Genomic DNA, 13731 nt, shown 5'->3' with positions numbered 1-13731 from the left:
CGGTCGCATTTCTTCCAGAGAGGGGCAATCCGTGAAACTGATCCGAACCGCGCTGGCGGGCATCGCGCTGGCGGCGAGCCTGGCCGGTGCCGCGCAGGCTGAGACCACCCTGACCGTCCATTACCCGATGCCGGGCTTCTTCAAGGACGTGATGGACACGATCTCGCAGAGATTCATGTCCGAGCATCCGGACATCAAGATCGTGTTCGCCAGCCCTTCGCCGACCTATGAGGACGGGCTACAGCTGATCCTGCGCCAGGCCGGCACCGCGGAGATGCCGGATGTCACCTTCATCGGCCTGAACCGGCTGCGGGTGGTGGCGGAGCGCGGCATCTCGGTCGACCTCAAGCTATTCGTCGACAAGGACGGCCATATGGCCGAGCAGGGCTTCAGCGACCACATCCTGGGCCTGGCCCAGTTCGGCGGACAGCAGGCCGGGCTGGCTTTCGCCACATCGAACCCGATCATGTACTACAACGCCGACCTGGTGCGGAAAGCCGGCGGCAACCCCGACAATCCGCCGAAGACCTGGGACGAGGTGCTGGCGCTCGGCGCCAAGATCAAGGCGCTGGGCGACGGCGTCGACGGCATAGACTTCCGCTGGCAGGGCGACGACTGGATGTTCAGCGCCCTGTTGTTCGGCGCCGGCGGCGACATGCTGTCGGCGGATGAGAAGAAGGTCGCCTTCGACGGCCAGGAAGGCCTGGCTGCGTTCACCCTGGTCCAGCGCATGGTGACCGAGGGCGGCATGCCGGTCTTCACCAAATCCGCCGGCGAGCAGGCCTTCGTCGCCGGCAAGGTCGGCCTCGCCTTCCAGACCACCGGCGCGCTGCGCAACACCATCAAGAATGTCGGCGATAAGTTCGAGCTGAGGACCGCGGCGATCCCGCTGCTGGATCCGGCCAAGGGCCGGCTGCCGACCGGCGGCAACGCCGCGGTGATGCTGACCCGCGACCCGGCCAGGCAGCAGGCGGCCTGGGAGTTCATCAAGTTTGCCGCCGGCCCCTATGGCGCCTCGGTGGTGGTGCCGGGCACCGGCTATGTCCCGAACAACGATCTGGCGGCCAAGTCGCCCGAATATCTCGGCGACTTCTACGCCAAGAACCCGCTGTTCAAGGCCGGGCTGGAGCAGATGGACAAGATGCGGCCTTGGTACGCCTTCCCCGGCAGCAACGGCGTCAAGGTGACCCAGACCATCGTCGACAACCTGTCGCGGGTGGTGGAGCAGAGCGCGACGCCGGAGGAGGCCCTGGCCGACGCCGCCGACGAGGTGCAGAAGCTGCTGCCGCGGCGCTGAATCGTCGCTACATAGAGAGAGGGCCGGGCAGCCGTCCGGCCCTTTCCGTTTCGGGGTCGTGTCCATGTCCGCCGACGATATCGCCTGGAGAGTCGAGGAAGCCTGCCAGAACGCCTGGCCGTCGCCGCGGCAGGTGCTGCTGGGCGGCTGGCTGCTGCGTGCCTCCGGCGGCGCCACGCGCCGGACCAACTCGGTCAACCCGCTGCGCGGCGGCCCGCGCGACCCCGGCGGCATCATCGCGGCGGCGGAGGGGATCTATCGCGGCCTCGGCCAGCCGTCCCGGTTCCGGGTGCCCTCGATCGCGACAGGCATGGACGCGCCGCTGGAGCGCGAGGGCTACGTCGCCGAAGGCGACACCACCACCCTGCTGGCAGACCTGTCCGACCACCGGCCGCGGGACTGCGCCCATATCGAGCTGTCGGACCGACCGGACGAGGACTGGCTCGCCCTGCGATCGGTCCAGGCCGACCCGATCTTTGGCGCAATGGTCGACAGCATCGCGCTGCCCAAGGCCTTCGCCGCCTGCCGGGTCGACGGCCAGGTGGTAGCGACGGCCTATGGCGTCGTGCACGACCGGCTTCTGGTGGTCGAGGCTGTCGCCACCCGTCCCGAGCATCGCCAGCGCGGTTACGGGAGCCGGACCGTCGGCCATCTGATGGATTGGGCGCTGACCCAGGGCGCCGGCGGCGCCTGCCTGCAGGTGGTGGCCGACAACGCACCGGCCCTGGCGCTCTACGCGTCGCTCGGCTTCCGCACCGAGCTGTACCGCTACCACTACTGCAGCAAGGGCACGGCAGGCTGATCCACCCTGGACATCAATTTCCTCGTCATCGCGAGGAGGCGAAGCCGACGTGGCGATCCAGCGGCTCGATCTCTCTGGATGGCCACGCCCCTTCGGGGCTCGCCGTGACGGTTCTGGATTTCGGCGGGTGGCACACGGGCACCACCCGCACTTTCATCAGATCTTCGCCACGAGCTCCGCCAGCTGGTCGGCGCACAGCCCCCAGCCTTCGTGGAAGCCCATCTTCTCATGGGCCTCGCGATCGGCCACGGTCCAGTGCAGGGCACGGGCCGTGTAGCGGGTCTTCCCGCCCTCGTCCGCGAAGGTGATGATGCCGGTGAAGAACGGCTTCTCCGACGGCTCCCAGGCCTTGGTGTAGGCGTCGGTGAAGACCAGGCGCTCGTTCTTGACGATCTCGAGATAGACGCCCCGGTTCGGGAATTCGGTGCCGTCGGGGCCGCGCATCACGATCAGGTTGGAGCCGCCCGGCCGCAGATCGACCTCGATCACCGGAGTGGTCCAGGGCCGCGGCGTGAACCACTGCTTCATCAGCTCGGGCTCGGTCCAGGCGCGGAACAGCTTCTCGCGCGGCGCGTCGATCAGGCGGGTCAGGACGAGCTCGCGGTCGGAGGCAGGGGTGGTGGTCACTGGGGCATCTCCTGGTTTGAACCTTTGATGCCCCAAGGACGGCCCCCCAGCCGGGGTTCCGACACGGCCTTGAATATTTTTCCTCAGCCGGCGGCGCGCACCGCCAGGAAGGCCTCGCGCAGCCGTTCGACGACGGTCGGGCCGTTGCGCCGGCGCGGCTGGCCGAGATGGGCACTGCGCAGGTCGTCCATGAACTCGTCCCACAGCGCCGGCCCACCCTCCTCCAGCAGCTGGGCGCGGATCGACAGGTCGGGAGTGGCCGGCATGTGGCGGCGGCCCCAGGCCCCCATATGGGCCAGAAGCGGCACCAGCTGGATCGCCTTCTCGGTCAGGCTGTAGATCGCCTTCTGCTTGTGGCTCTCGTCGTCGGTGCGGGTCAGGAAGCCGGCCTCGGTCAGGCGCTTCAGCCGGTCGGCCAGGATGTTGGAGGCAATGCCCTCCTCCGACCGGGTCAGCAGCTCGCGGAAGTGCCGCCGGTCGCCGAACATGATGTCGCGGATCACCAGCAGGCTCCAGCGGTCGCCCAGGGCCTCGAGGGTGAGATTGATCGGACAGCCGGATCGCGGTTCACTGCTCATGCGGGGTCGCTCCTTTTCCGCTTGCAATATGCAATCGGAAAATCTAAGAAGCAACCAGTTGCTATATACAATCAGATAAAAAAGCAACCTAGGAGGACGACACCCATGCGCAAGGCAATCCTGTCGATGTTCATCAGCCTGGACGGCTACATCACTGGGCCGAAGGGGGAGTTCGTGCCGCCGCAATGGTCCGACGACCTGGCGACGCATTGGTCCGGCTATTCCCTGGAGCGGGCCGGGCACCTGCTCTACGGCCGGGTCAACTTCCTGTTCAACAAGGGATTCTGGGAGCCGGCCGCGACCGATCCGAACAGCCCGGCCGCCGGCGTTCCCTGGGCCTCGGTGATGAACCGGCTGCCCAAGACCGTGTTCTCGACCACGCTGACCGGCGACCCCGGCTGGAACGGCACGGTGGTGCGCGACGACCTGGAGGGCGCGGTCGCGCGGCTGAAGGCGGAGGCCGGCGGCGACCTGTACATGTTCGGCGGCGCCGGCATCGCCCAGAGCTTCGTCGCCCGCGACCTGTTCGACGAATATCGGCTGATGGTGACGCCGACCCTGTTCGGCGACGGCCAGCGGCTGTTCGTGCCAGGCTTCGACCGCATCGACCTGAAGCTGATCGAAAGCCGGACGCTCGACACCGGCGCCGTGATCCTGCACTACCGGCGCGAGCGCGGCTGAGTCGTCACGGCACCAGGACGATCTTGCCGGTGCTCCGGCGCTCCTCCAGCACACGGTGGGCCTCGGCCGCCTGGTCCAGGCGGTAGCGCCCGCCCACGGTCACCGTCAGCGTGCCGGTCGCGGCCAGGCCGAACAGCTCCGCCAGGTCGGCCCGCAGGCCTTCGGGCGTCAGCAGCGGCAGCAGGGCGAAGCCCTTCAGCGACTGGTTGCGGTAGAACATCCCCTCCAGCTCGGCGACCATGAGCTCGTACCGGCCGAGCGCGCCGAACACTAACTCCCCGGCCGGCGCCAGGGCCTCAAGGCAAGCCCTGGTCACGGCGCCGCCAACGGTGTCATAGACGATGTCGGCGCCATGGCCGCCGATGGCCTCCCGGACCCGGCCGGCCCAGCCGGGCTCGCCGTAGTCGATGCCGAGATCCGCCCCGAGGTTGCGGGCGATATCCAGCTTCTCCCGCCCTCCTGCCACGGCAATGATCCGCTCGGCACCGGCGCGCCGGGCAAGCTGCAGCAGGAGCGACCCGAGGCCGCCGGCCGCGGCGGTGACCAGGACCGACCGGCCGCGCGGCGGGCTGCGCCGTACCAGGTGCAGCGCCGTCAGACCCTGCACCAGCAGCGCCACGGCATGCTCGAAGGACAAACCGTCGGGCAGCGGCACGACCGAAGCGGCCGCGACGGTGAGATATTCGGCATAGCCTCCATTGGGACGGCCGACGGCAAACATCGGCACCGCGACCCGCGCACCGCGAAGGGCGGCGTCGACACCCTCCCCCACCGTCTCGATCTCTCCCGCCACCTCGACGCCCGGGACCATCGGCAGCTCGGGCGTCACGGCGTAGAGGTTCCGACGCATCAGAGTCTCGAAATAGTTCACCCCGGCGGCCCGCACCCGGACCAGCACCTCGCCGGGGCCGGGCTGCGGGGTCGGCGGCTCGACGGTTTCGAGCACCTCTGGCCCGCCGAAGCGGCTGAACTGGACGGCTTTCATGGCCTCACCTGGCGTTGGACAGCGTGAGGCGCCTTTTGCCAGTATGCCGCCGGGCAGCTCTACACACCCTTTCGTTCCATACTGACCAGAAGGTGACCATGGCAGAGACGATCAAGCGGCTGCCGGTGCTGCCGGTGGAGCGCGCCTTCAAGGTGATCGGCGGCCGCTGGAAGGCGGTCATCCTCTACCACCTGTTCGACGGGCCACGACGGCTGTCGCAGCTCAAGCGGTCGTTGCCCGAGATCAGCCAGAAGGTGCTGATCCAGCAGCTGCGCGAGATGGAGGAGCACGGGTTGGTGCACCGCGAGATCTTCCGCCAGGTGCCGTCGCGGGTGGATTATTCGGCCACCCCGCTGGGGCTGAGCCTGGAGCCGGTGCTGCGGGAGCTATGCGACTGGGGCCAGCGCCACGCCGCCGCGCTGGACGAGCTGGACCGCCTGGCCGAATGCCGCCTGCGACCCGCTCAAGTCATGGACGCATCGCCTGCACCCTAATCGGCCGGCAACGCCCCGCGCTCCAGATGCGAGCTGAGGACGATGTAGCTGCGCGTGCCCTGGACGCCGGGGATGTCGTAGATCACCCGCAGCAGGTCCTCCAGCCCCTGGGCGTCCTGGGTCCGCACCTTCAGCATGAGACAGGTGTCGCCGGTGACGGTGTGGATCTCCTCCACATCCGGCCGCTGCGCCAGGTCCAGCATCTCCTGGGTCTTGCCCCAGCCGGTGGTGTTGACATGGATGAAGGCCAGGATCGGCTTGCCCAGCTTGCGCCCGTCCAGCGCCGCGACCGTGGCCTTGATCACCCCGTCGCGCCTCAGCCGCTTCACCCGCTCATGCACCGCCGGCGGCGACAGGTTCAGCGCCCGGCCGAGCTCGGCATAGCTCAGTGTCGCATCGGTCGCCAGCAGCCCTAACAGCTTTCGGTCGACGGCGTCGATGGAGGGCGCCTCCACGGGCCGGCGCCGAACCGTTTTCGTATTTTCGATGACCACGAGAATCGCCCTTCATGACCGAACCAGGTTCGGCAACTATATCTCATGACCGAACGTCATCAACATGAGAGCGCCGTCTCGCTGCAGACCGCGATCCTGACCGCCGGCATTGCCGCGGTCGGCTCGAACTCGCTGGTGCTGAGCCCGATCCTGGGCGATGTCGCCACGGCAATGGCGGCCACGCCGGTGGCCGTGTCCCGCGCCATCGCGGCCTATGGCGGGGCGACCGCGCTGTCGGCCTTCCTGCTGGCACCGCAAATCGACCGCATCGGCCCCCGCCGGGCGCTGCTGGGCGGCATGGTCGGGCTGGCGGCGGCGACGCTGCTCTCCGCCTTCGCCATGCATTGGCTGATGCTCGCGGCCGCCCAGGCGCTGGCCGGCCTGGGCGCCGGGATCATCCTGCCCTCGATCTACACCCTGGCCACCACGATCGCGCCGCCGGGGCGGGAATCGCGGGTGCTGGGCCGGGTGCTGACCGGCTGGTCGATCTCCATGGTCGCCGGCGTGCCGGCCGCCGCCCTTGTGGCCGAGACGCTGGGCTGGCGCGCCGTCTTCCTGGTGCTGGCCGGCCTGGCCGTGCTGGCTCTGTTCGGCATCGCCCGGCTGCCGGCACCGCCGTCGCGCGACCGAGGCGCAAGGCCGGGACTGGGGGCGCTGGTCGCCCCCCTCGCCTACCCCGGCGTGCCGGCGCTGCTGGCGATCTGCCTCGGCTTCATGGCCGCCTTCTACGGCGTCTACGCCTTCATCGGCGATCATGTGCGGGCCGAGCTCGGCCTCAGCGCCGGCCAGGCCGGGCTGATCGTCTTGACCTACGGCATCGGCTTCGGCGCCGCCAGCCTGGGCGACGGGCTGGTCGACCGGCTGGGGCCACGCCGGCTGTTCCCGCTGATGCTGCTGGCGGTGGCGGCGATCTACGCGCTGATGCTGCCGGCGACGCACAGCTTCGCCGCGATCGCCGCGCTGACCGGGCTTTGGGGCTTCGCCAACCATTTCGGGCTGAACATCCTGGTACTGCTGCTGTCCCGGGCCAAGCCCGAGGCGCGCGGCGCCGTGCTGGGGCTGAACAGCGCCGTCACCTATCTCGGCACCCTGACCGGCACCGGCCTGGCCGGGATCGGCTATGCCGCCGCCGGCTTCCCGCTGCTGGCGATGGGAGCGGCCGCGGCCTGCCTCGCCGCAGCCCTGATCGCCGCGACGGCGCTGCGGCCGCGGCGGATCACCGATCCTGCGGCATCCTGACCCTGCCTTACGCCTGCAACGCGACGGCCTCTTTCCCGAACAGACTGGAGGGACCAGTTCTGGTCCCTCCCTGAGCGGGATGGCCCCGCGGAGGTACAGGATGCCGAGACTTGCGGGGCTGACAACGGCCGTTCCCCGGTATGTGATCACCCAGGACGAGGCGCGCGAAGGCGCCCGGCGCGTCTTCGCGGCGCGGCCGGAGCTGTTCGAGCGCATGGCGCCGATCTACGATTCCGCCGGCATCGACACCCGCCGTTCCGCCGTGCCGCTGGAATGGTACTTCGCCCCGCATGACTGGCACGACCGCAGCGCCGTGTTCATGAACACGGCGCTCGACCTGCTGGAGGACGCGGCAAGGCGCTGCCTGGATGAGGGCGGCATCGGCGCCGGCGAGGTCGACGCCATCGTCACCATCTGCTCGACCGGCATCGCCACGCCCAGCCTCGACGCCCGGCTGATGGAGCGGCTGCCGTTCCGGCCGGACACGGTGCGGCTGCCGGTGTTCGGCCTGGGCTGCGCTGGCGGCGTGCTGGGCCTGGCCCGCGCCGCCGCCCTGTCCCGCGCCCTTAACGGCACCGTGCTCCTGCTGGTGGTGGAGCTGTGCGGCCCGACCTTCCGCCGCGGCGACCTGACCAAGAGCAACGTCGTCGCCACCGCCCTGTTCGGCGACGGCGCCGCCGCGGTCCTGATCCGACCGGAGGACGGCGCGCCGGCCCTGGGGCCGACCGGCGAACATCGCTGGCCCGGCACGCTGGATGTGATGGGCTGGTCGGTCGAGGCCGACGGGCTCGGCGTGATCTTCTCGCGCGACATCCCGACCCTGGTGCGCCGCGACCTGCGGCCGGCGGCGGAGGCCTTCCTCGACCGGCACGGACTCGGTGTCGCGGATCTCTCCGGCTTCGTGTTCCACCCCGGCGGCACCAAGGTGGTCGAGGCGCTGCGCGACGCCTTCGAGCTGCCGGACGCGGCGATGGCGGCCGAGCGGGCGGTGCTGCGCCGCTACGGCAACATGTCGGCGGTGACGGTGCTGTTCGTGCTGGCGGAGAAGCGCCGGCAGATGGCCGGGCGCTGGCTGTTGAGCGCGCTGGGCCCCGGCTTCTGCGCCGGCTTCGCCGTTCTGGATTGCGGCTGATGCTCGGCTGGGCACAGGGTGTGGCGCTGCTGGTGGCGGCGCAGCGTCTGGGCGAGCTGGTCTATGCCCGTCGCAACGAAAGCCGGCTGCGCGCCCGCAGTGCGGTCGAGAGCGGCGCGCGCCACTATCCGCTGTTCATCCTGCTGCACGGTGCCTGGCTGCTGGCGGTCTTCCTGCTGATCCCGGCCGACCGGGTCCCGTCCTGGCCGCTGCTGGGCCTGTTCCTGCTGCTGCAGGCGGCGCGGGTCTGGGTGGTGGCGACGCTGGGGCCGTACTGGACCACACGGGTGCTCAGCCTGCCCGGCGCCCCGCTGGTACGCCGCGGCCCTTATCGCTGGGTCCGGCACCCCAACTACCTGATCGTGACGGCCGAGATCGCGGTGCTGCCCCTGGCCTTCGGTGCTTGGTGGATCGCCATCGCCTTCTCTCTCGCCAATGCCCTGCTGCTGTACCACCGCATCGGCGTCGAGGAGCGCGCCCTGGCCGAACGGGGCTGAGGCGGGACGCCGCAGCCCGGGGAACGTTCGGCCGGCCCGATGGTTCGGTCCATCAGGCGCCTTCAACAGCATTCCGGAGCTCATGGCCGAGGCATTCCCCCGCAGCCAGCAGCAATACTTTCCCGCCCTGACCGCGCTGCGTGGCATCGCCGCGCTCTGCGTCGTGCTGTTCCACTATTCGGTCGGGTCGTTCCCGAACCTGCGTCTGACCGACACGACCTACTTCGTCGGCAAAAGCTACCTTTTCGTCGACCTGTTCTTCGCGCTCAGCGGCTTCATCCTGATGCATGTCTATGGGCCGAGCTTCGCCGACGGGCCGTCGAAGGCGACGCTGGGCCCGTTCCTGCGGGCCCGCCTGGCGCGGCTGTACCCGTTGCATCTCGTGCTCCTGGGCGGCTTCGTTCTGCTGGAGCTGGTGAAGCTCGCCGTCGACCGCACCGGCCTCGACGCCTTCGGCGGCAGCCACAGCCTCGCCAGCCTGCCGGGCAGCCTGCTGCTGCTGAACGCGGCCGGCCTCTACGACACCATCACCTGGAACGGACCGTCCTGGTCGATCAGCGCCGAATGGATCGTCGGCCTTGCCTTCCCGTTGCTGGTGCCGGTCGTCGCCCGGCTGCGCCCGACCGGACTGCTCCTGCTCTATGTCGCGACCCTGGCCGGCTTCGCCCTGCTGTCCGCGGGACCGCAGCACGACCTCGACCTGACCAGCGACTGGGGCGTGCCGCGCTGTTTCCTCGGCTTCACCGGCGGCATGGTCCTCTACCGCGTCTGGCAGGACGGCGCCCCGCGATGGATGGCGACCGATGCGGCGGCCCTGGCCACCGCCGGCGGCATCGTCCTGGCCATGCACCTGAACATGCGCGGCATCTTCGTGATGCCATTGTTCGGCCTGCTGATCCTCTGCCTGGCGCAGAACACGGCACGGGTGGGCCGGGCGCTGGGCACGCGGCCGATGATCTTCCTCGGCGAGATCTCCTACGCCCTCTATCTCGCGCAGATCCTGCTGCTCGACAGCGCACATCTCGGCTGGCGGCTGGCCACCGGCCATGAGATCGAGGACGCTGGCTTCTCCGCCGTGCAGTCACTGGGTGTGATCGGCCTGATGGTTGCGGCGCTGCTGCCGCTCTCCATCCTGCTGCATCGCCGGGTCGAGGTTCCGGCCCGCGGCTGGCTGCGCCGGATCGGCGCGCCACGCCCGCTGCGCCCCGCTTTCCAGCGGCCGGGCTGACGGCTGCAGATCGGCTCTGGCGGGCGCGGCCCGCCGGCCCTATCCTGGCGCGCCTCAACAACGAGACGCACCCGTGCCTGCCAACGACGCCCGCCCCCTCGACGGGATCGATCTCCTCGCGGTCGCCCCGGCCGCCCTGCGCGCCGAGTTGCAGAAGCAATGCCGCTGGCAGCGCTTCGCACCACACGAGCAGATCATCGACCGCAACGACGATCCGGACCACGTCTATTTCCTGGTCGAGGGCAAGGTCCGGGTGGTGATCTATTCCGCTTCGGGCCGCGAGATCACCTTTGACGACCTGTCGGCCGGCGCCTCCTTCGGCGAGCTGTCGGCGCTGGACCGGGAGCCGCGCTCCGCCAATGTCATGGCGCTGACCGACGCGACCGTCGCCGCCTTGCCCACCGCCCTGTTCCGCAGCGCCGTGACCGAGCATCCCGCCCTGGCGCTGGCGGTCATGGTGCATCTTGTCGGCATGGTCCGCCGGGCCAATGAGCGGATCATGGAGCTGAGCACGGTGGGCGCCAACAACCGGGTGCATGCCGAGCTGCTGCGCCTGGCGACGCTCGGGGCGCAGCCGGACGGCAGCGCGACGATCCGGCCGATCCCGGTGCATTCCGACATCGCCAGCCGGGTCAGCACAACGCGCGAGACGGTGGCGCGGGTGCTGAGCGATCTGGCCAAGTCGGGCATCGTCGTCCGTGCCGCCGACCATCTGCAGGTCGCCGATCTGAGCCGCCTGGAGCGGCTGGTGGAGGATGTCCGTGGCGAGTGGTGACGGTGGCGGCAGCGGTGGGGGCCTGAACCGCTGGACCACGCTGAAGATCAAGTCGGTCTATGAGAATCCCTGGATCAAGGTCGACGAGCACGATGTGCTGACCCCGGCCGGCACGCCCGGGATCTATGGCGTAGTCACCTTCAAGAACCTGGCGATCGGAGTGGTGCCGGTCGACGACCGCGGCCGGGTCACCCTCGTCGGGCAGTACCGCTACGCCCTCGACCTGTACAGCTGGGAGATCCCAGAGGGCGGCGGCGACCCGCAGCTGCCGCCGGTCATCTCGGCCCAGCGCGAGCTGCGCGAGGAGACCGGGCTGGAGGCGGCGCATTGGCACGGCCTCCTGACCATGCATCCGTCGAACAGCGTCTCGACCGAGATCGCCCATCTGTTCGTCGCCTGGGGCCTGACCCAGGGCGAGGCCGAGCCGGAGGAGACGGAGGATCTGGCACTGCGCACGGTGCCGCTGGCCGAGGCCTTCGCCATGGTGGTGGACGGCCGGATCACCGATTCGCTGACCGTTGCCGCCCTGCTGCAGCTGCAGGTGATGCTGCTGAGCGGCACCCTGCCCCAGGGCCTGGCCGAGATCCTGCAGCGGGCGGACGCGCCGGCCGGGTGAAGCGCGTCCTGTTCGTCTGCGGCCGCAACCTGCGGCGCAGCCCGACGGCGGAGGCGATCTTCGCCGATGCCCCGGGCATCGAGACCGCCTCGGCCGGGCTGAACCCCGATGCCGAAGAGCCGCTGACCGCCGAGCTCGTCGAATGGGCCGACCTGATCTTCGTCATGGAGAAGGCGCAGCGCGCCAAGCTGTCCGCCCGCTTTCGCGCCTCGTTGCGGCGATCCCGGGTGATCTGCCTCGACATCCCTGACCGTTACGACCTGATGGACCCGGAACTGGTGCGGCTGCTGCGCGCGAAGGTCACGCCGCTGCTGCGATAGCACCACCGGCAACCGAAGCATCAAGGAAGCATCATCGTTCTGTCACGGCCCCGGGCCTAGGGTCCGCGCCTTCCGTAGACGCGAGGACGATCGATGATCCGCATGACCGCAGTTCCAGCTCTGCTTCTCGCCGCCGGCCTCCTGGCGGCCCCCGCCTGGGCGGAGGAGCCGAAGCCCTATCCGGTCGAGGCGGTCGCCTCCTTCCCCGCGTCCGAGGCACGGCAGGCCGTGGCGGTGGATGCCGACTCCTTCTACGCCATCAACAGCCGGTCGATCGCCCGCTACAACCGGAAGACCGGCGCCCGGATCGCCGCCTGGACCGAAGCGAAGGACGGCCCGATCGTCCATCTCGACAGCGGCGTGGTCGTCGACGGCAAGCTCTACACCGCCCATTCCAACTATCCGGAGTGGCCGATGACCAGCTCGGTCGAGATCTGGGACGCGGCGACGCTGAAGCATGTCGGCACGCACAGCTTCGGCATCGATCGCGGCTCGCTGACCTGGATCGACTATCGCGACGGGGCCTGGTGGGGCGGTTTCGCCAACTACAACCGGGTGTTCGACCGCAGCCCGCTGGCCTATGGCAACAAGTACGCCACCCAGATCGTCCGCTTCGACGCCGACTGGCGCGTCGCCGAGGCCTGGGTGCTGCCGCCGGAGCTGCTGGAGAAGTTCGGCGACATGAGCAATTCCGGCGGCTCCTGGGGGCCGGACGGGCGGCTCTGGATCACCGGCCATGACGAGCCGGAGGTCTATGCCCTGGCCTTGCCGGAGGCGGGCTCGGTGCTGCGCTGGGTCGGCACCGCGCCGCTCGACATCGCCGGCCAGGGCATCGCCTGGGACCGCACGCAGCGGGGGGTGATCTGGGGCGTGGTCCGCGACAAGGAGAAGAACGAGAACCGCGTCACCGCCGCCCGGGTGCAGCTGCCGTAGCCGGCTACCACGCCCGGCGCTGGCCCATGACGTGGGCCGGCGCGACCGGGCGCGGCGCCCGTTCCGCCCGCGGCGAGTGGCTGAACAGCGAGCGGTAGCATTTGGCGAAATGCGAGGCCGAGGCGAAGCCGCAGGCCACCGCCACCTCCAGGATCGGCATCGAGGTCTGCGCCAGCAGGATCTGGGCGTGCTTCAGCCGCGCCTCGAGATAGTACTGGGACGGGGTGCAGTTCAGATAGATCCGGAACAGCCGCTCGAGCTGCCGGGTCGACAGCCCGGCGGCCCGGGCCAGCGCCGCCCGCGGCAGCGGTTCCGCCAGATTGGCCTCGATCTCGGCGATCGCCGCCAGCAGCTTCGGATGGCTGACGCCGAGCCGCTCGCGCAGCTCCATCCGCTGCGGCGCGTGGCCCTGGCGCGGCCGGGCGTGCAGGAACTGCTCCGCCACCTGGTTGGCGAGGTCGATCCCGTGCGCCTGGCCGATCAGGTAATGGGTCATGTCCAGCGACGCCGTGCCGCCGGCCGAGGTGAAGCGGTCGCGGTCGATCTCGAACAGCCGCCCGGTGACGTCGAGCCGCGGGAAGGTCTCGGTGAAGCCGCTGAGATTTTCCCAGTGGATGGTGCAGCGATAGCCGTCGAGCAGGCCGGCCCAGGCCAGGTGATAGGTGCCGGTCGAGACCGCGCCGAGCCGCGAGCCGCGCCGCGCCATCCGCCGCAGCCAGGCCAGGATGCGCTCGTCGCGGCCGTCCTGCGGGTCCAGCCCGGCGACGACCACGATCATGGTGAAGGAATCCTCCGGCCCGATCGCGCCCTGCGCCATCAGCACGCCGCCGTTGCTGGCCGTCACCGGCTCGCCGTCGACCGAGAGCAGCCGCCAGTCGTAGAGCGTGCGCCGTGCCACCCAGTTGGCGGCGCGGAACGGCTCCAGCACCGCCGACAGGGCCATCATCGAGAAGTTCGGCACCAGGAGGAAGCCCACCCGCTGCGGCGGCTCGGTCATCGGATCGTCGGCCATTCCTGATCTGCTGCGCTTCCC

General features: G+C 69.8%; 17 protein-coding genes. 12 read left to right on the top strand and 5 right to left on the bottom strand.

Going from position 1 to position 13731, the window contains the following annotated elements:
• The first annotated feature begins 31 nt into the window (after positions 1-31).
• Together QFZ27_RS21165 and QFZ27_RS21160 are read left to right on the top strand one after the other, a co-directional pair.
• Entirely contained in the window at positions 32-1297 is a 1266-nt protein-coding gene (locus QFZ27_RS21165) for an ABC transporter substrate-binding protein (RefSeq protein ID WP_429228412.1), read from the top strand.
• A 64-nt stretch (positions 1298-1361) separates the two neighbouring features.
• Positions 1362-2099 carry a GNAT family N-acetyltransferase gene (locus QFZ27_RS21160; protein WP_429228411.1) on the top strand — a complete coding sequence of 246 codons (738 nt, stop codon included), beginning with the start codon at positions 1362-1364 and terminating at the stop codon, positions 2097-2099.
• Between the two features lie 156 nt (positions 2100-2255).
• Here the strand turns inward: QFZ27_RS21160 and QFZ27_RS21155 are convergent, their stop codons facing one another.
• Together QFZ27_RS21155 and QFZ27_RS21150 are read right to left on the bottom strand one after the other, a co-directional pair.
• Complete coding sequence (locus QFZ27_RS21155; RefSeq protein ID WP_429228410.1) at positions 2256-2726, bottom strand: SRPBCC family protein; 471 nt, start codon at positions 2724-2726, stop codon at positions 2256-2258.
• Between the two features lie 83 nt (positions 2727-2809).
• Positions 2810-3304 (bottom strand): winged helix-turn-helix transcriptional regulator, encoded by a 495-nt coding sequence (locus QFZ27_RS21150; RefSeq protein ID WP_429228409.1) that lies wholly within the window; start codon positions 3302-3304, stop codon positions 2810-2812.
• A 105-nt stretch (positions 3305-3409) separates the two neighbouring features.
• Between QFZ27_RS21150 and QFZ27_RS21145 the strand changes: the two genes are divergently transcribed.
• On the top strand, positions 3410-3985 hold the full coding sequence (locus QFZ27_RS21145; protein ID WP_429228408.1) for a dihydrofolate reductase family protein: 576 nt from the start codon (positions 3410-3412) through the stop codon (positions 3983-3985).
• Positions 3986-3989: 4 nt separating this feature from the next.
• Here the strand turns inward: QFZ27_RS21145 and QFZ27_RS21140 are convergent, their stop codons facing one another.
• Entirely contained in the window at positions 3990-4970 is a 981-nt protein-coding gene (locus QFZ27_RS21140; protein ID WP_429228407.1) for a quinone oxidoreductase family protein, read from the bottom strand.
• A 98-nt stretch (positions 4971-5068) separates the two neighbouring features.
• Between QFZ27_RS21140 and QFZ27_RS21135 the strand changes: the two genes are divergently transcribed.
• Positions 5069-5464 (top strand): winged helix-turn-helix transcriptional regulator, encoded by a 396-nt coding sequence (locus QFZ27_RS21135; RefSeq protein WP_429228406.1) that lies wholly within the window; start codon positions 5069-5071, stop codon positions 5462-5464.
• On the opposite strand, the gene QFZ27_RS21130 is transcribed toward QFZ27_RS21135, so the two are convergent.
• On the bottom strand, positions 5461-5919 hold the full coding sequence (locus QFZ27_RS21130; RefSeq protein ID WP_429228405.1) for an Lrp/AsnC family transcriptional regulator: 459 nt from the start codon (positions 5917-5919) through the stop codon (positions 5461-5463). The two genes, QFZ27_RS21135 and QFZ27_RS21130, sit on opposite strands and share 4 nt — an antisense overlap.
• Positions 5920-6003: 84 nt before the next feature.
• Here QFZ27_RS21130 and QFZ27_RS21125 point away from each other — a divergent pair, with 84 nt between their 5' ends.
• The 8 genes from QFZ27_RS21125 to QFZ27_RS21090 all read left to right on the top strand — a co-directional run bounded on the left by QFZ27_RS21125 (position 6004) and on the right by QFZ27_RS21090 (position 12698).
• Entirely contained in the window at positions 6004-7197 is a 1194-nt protein-coding gene (locus QFZ27_RS21125) for an MFS transporter (protein ID WP_429228404.1), read from the top strand.
• Between the two features lie 100 nt (positions 7198-7297).
• Positions 7298-8329 carry a type III polyketide synthase gene (locus QFZ27_RS21120; protein WP_429228403.1) on the top strand — a complete coding sequence of 344 codons (1032 nt, stop codon included), beginning with the start codon at positions 7298-7300 and terminating at the stop codon, positions 8327-8329.
• On the top strand, positions 8329-8826 hold the full coding sequence (locus tag QFZ27_RS21115) for an isoprenylcysteine carboxyl methyltransferase family protein (protein ID WP_429228402.1): 498 nt from the start codon (positions 8329-8331) through the stop codon (positions 8824-8826). The genes QFZ27_RS21120 and QFZ27_RS21115 overlap by 1 nt, the downstream gene beginning before the upstream one ends.
• Positions 8827-8908: 82 nt before the next feature.
• Positions 8909-10054 (top strand): acyltransferase family protein, encoded by a 1146-nt coding sequence (locus QFZ27_RS21110; protein ID WP_429228401.1) that lies wholly within the window; start codon positions 8909-8911, stop codon positions 10052-10054.
• A gap of 73 nt (positions 10055-10127) precedes the next feature.
• A complete protein-coding gene (locus QFZ27_RS21105; RefSeq protein ID WP_429228400.1) occupies positions 10128-10829 on the top strand; it encodes a Crp/Fnr family transcriptional regulator in 702 nt (233 codons plus the stop codon).
• Positions 10810-11445, top strand: coding sequence for an NUDIX domain-containing protein (locus QFZ27_RS21100; RefSeq protein WP_429228399.1), 636 nt, complete (start codon positions 10810-10812; stop codon positions 11443-11445). The genes QFZ27_RS21105 and QFZ27_RS21100 overlap by 20 nt, the downstream gene beginning before the upstream one ends.
• Positions 11442-11765, top strand: a complete 324-nt coding sequence (locus QFZ27_RS21095; RefSeq protein ID WP_429228398.1) for a low molecular weight protein tyrosine phosphatase family protein — start codon at positions 11442-11444, stop codon at positions 11763-11765. The genes QFZ27_RS21100 and QFZ27_RS21095 overlap by 4 nt, the downstream gene beginning before the upstream one ends.
• Before the next feature lie 102 nt (positions 11766-11867).
• Complete coding sequence (locus tag QFZ27_RS21090) at positions 11868-12698, top strand: hypothetical protein (RefSeq protein WP_429228397.1); 831 nt, start codon at positions 11868-11870, stop codon at positions 12696-12698.
• Positions 12699-12702: 4 nt separating this feature from the next.
• Here QFZ27_RS21090 and QFZ27_RS21085 read toward each other — a convergent pair whose 3' ends face one another.
• Positions 12703-13710: a GlxA family transcriptional regulator gene (locus QFZ27_RS21085; RefSeq protein ID WP_429228396.1), complete on the bottom strand. Its 1008-nt coding sequence runs from the start codon at positions 13708-13710 to the stop codon at positions 12703-12705.
• Positions 13711-13731: the final 21 nt, after the last annotated feature.

Source organism: Inquilinus ginsengisoli (assembly GCF_050434925.1).
GTDB lineage: Bacteria > Pseudomonadota > Alphaproteobacteria > DSM-16000 > Inquilinaceae > Inquilinus > Inquilinus ginsengisoli_B.
Note: the sequence above shows the minus strand (reverse complement) of the source record. Positions and strands in the feature narration are given on the sequence as shown.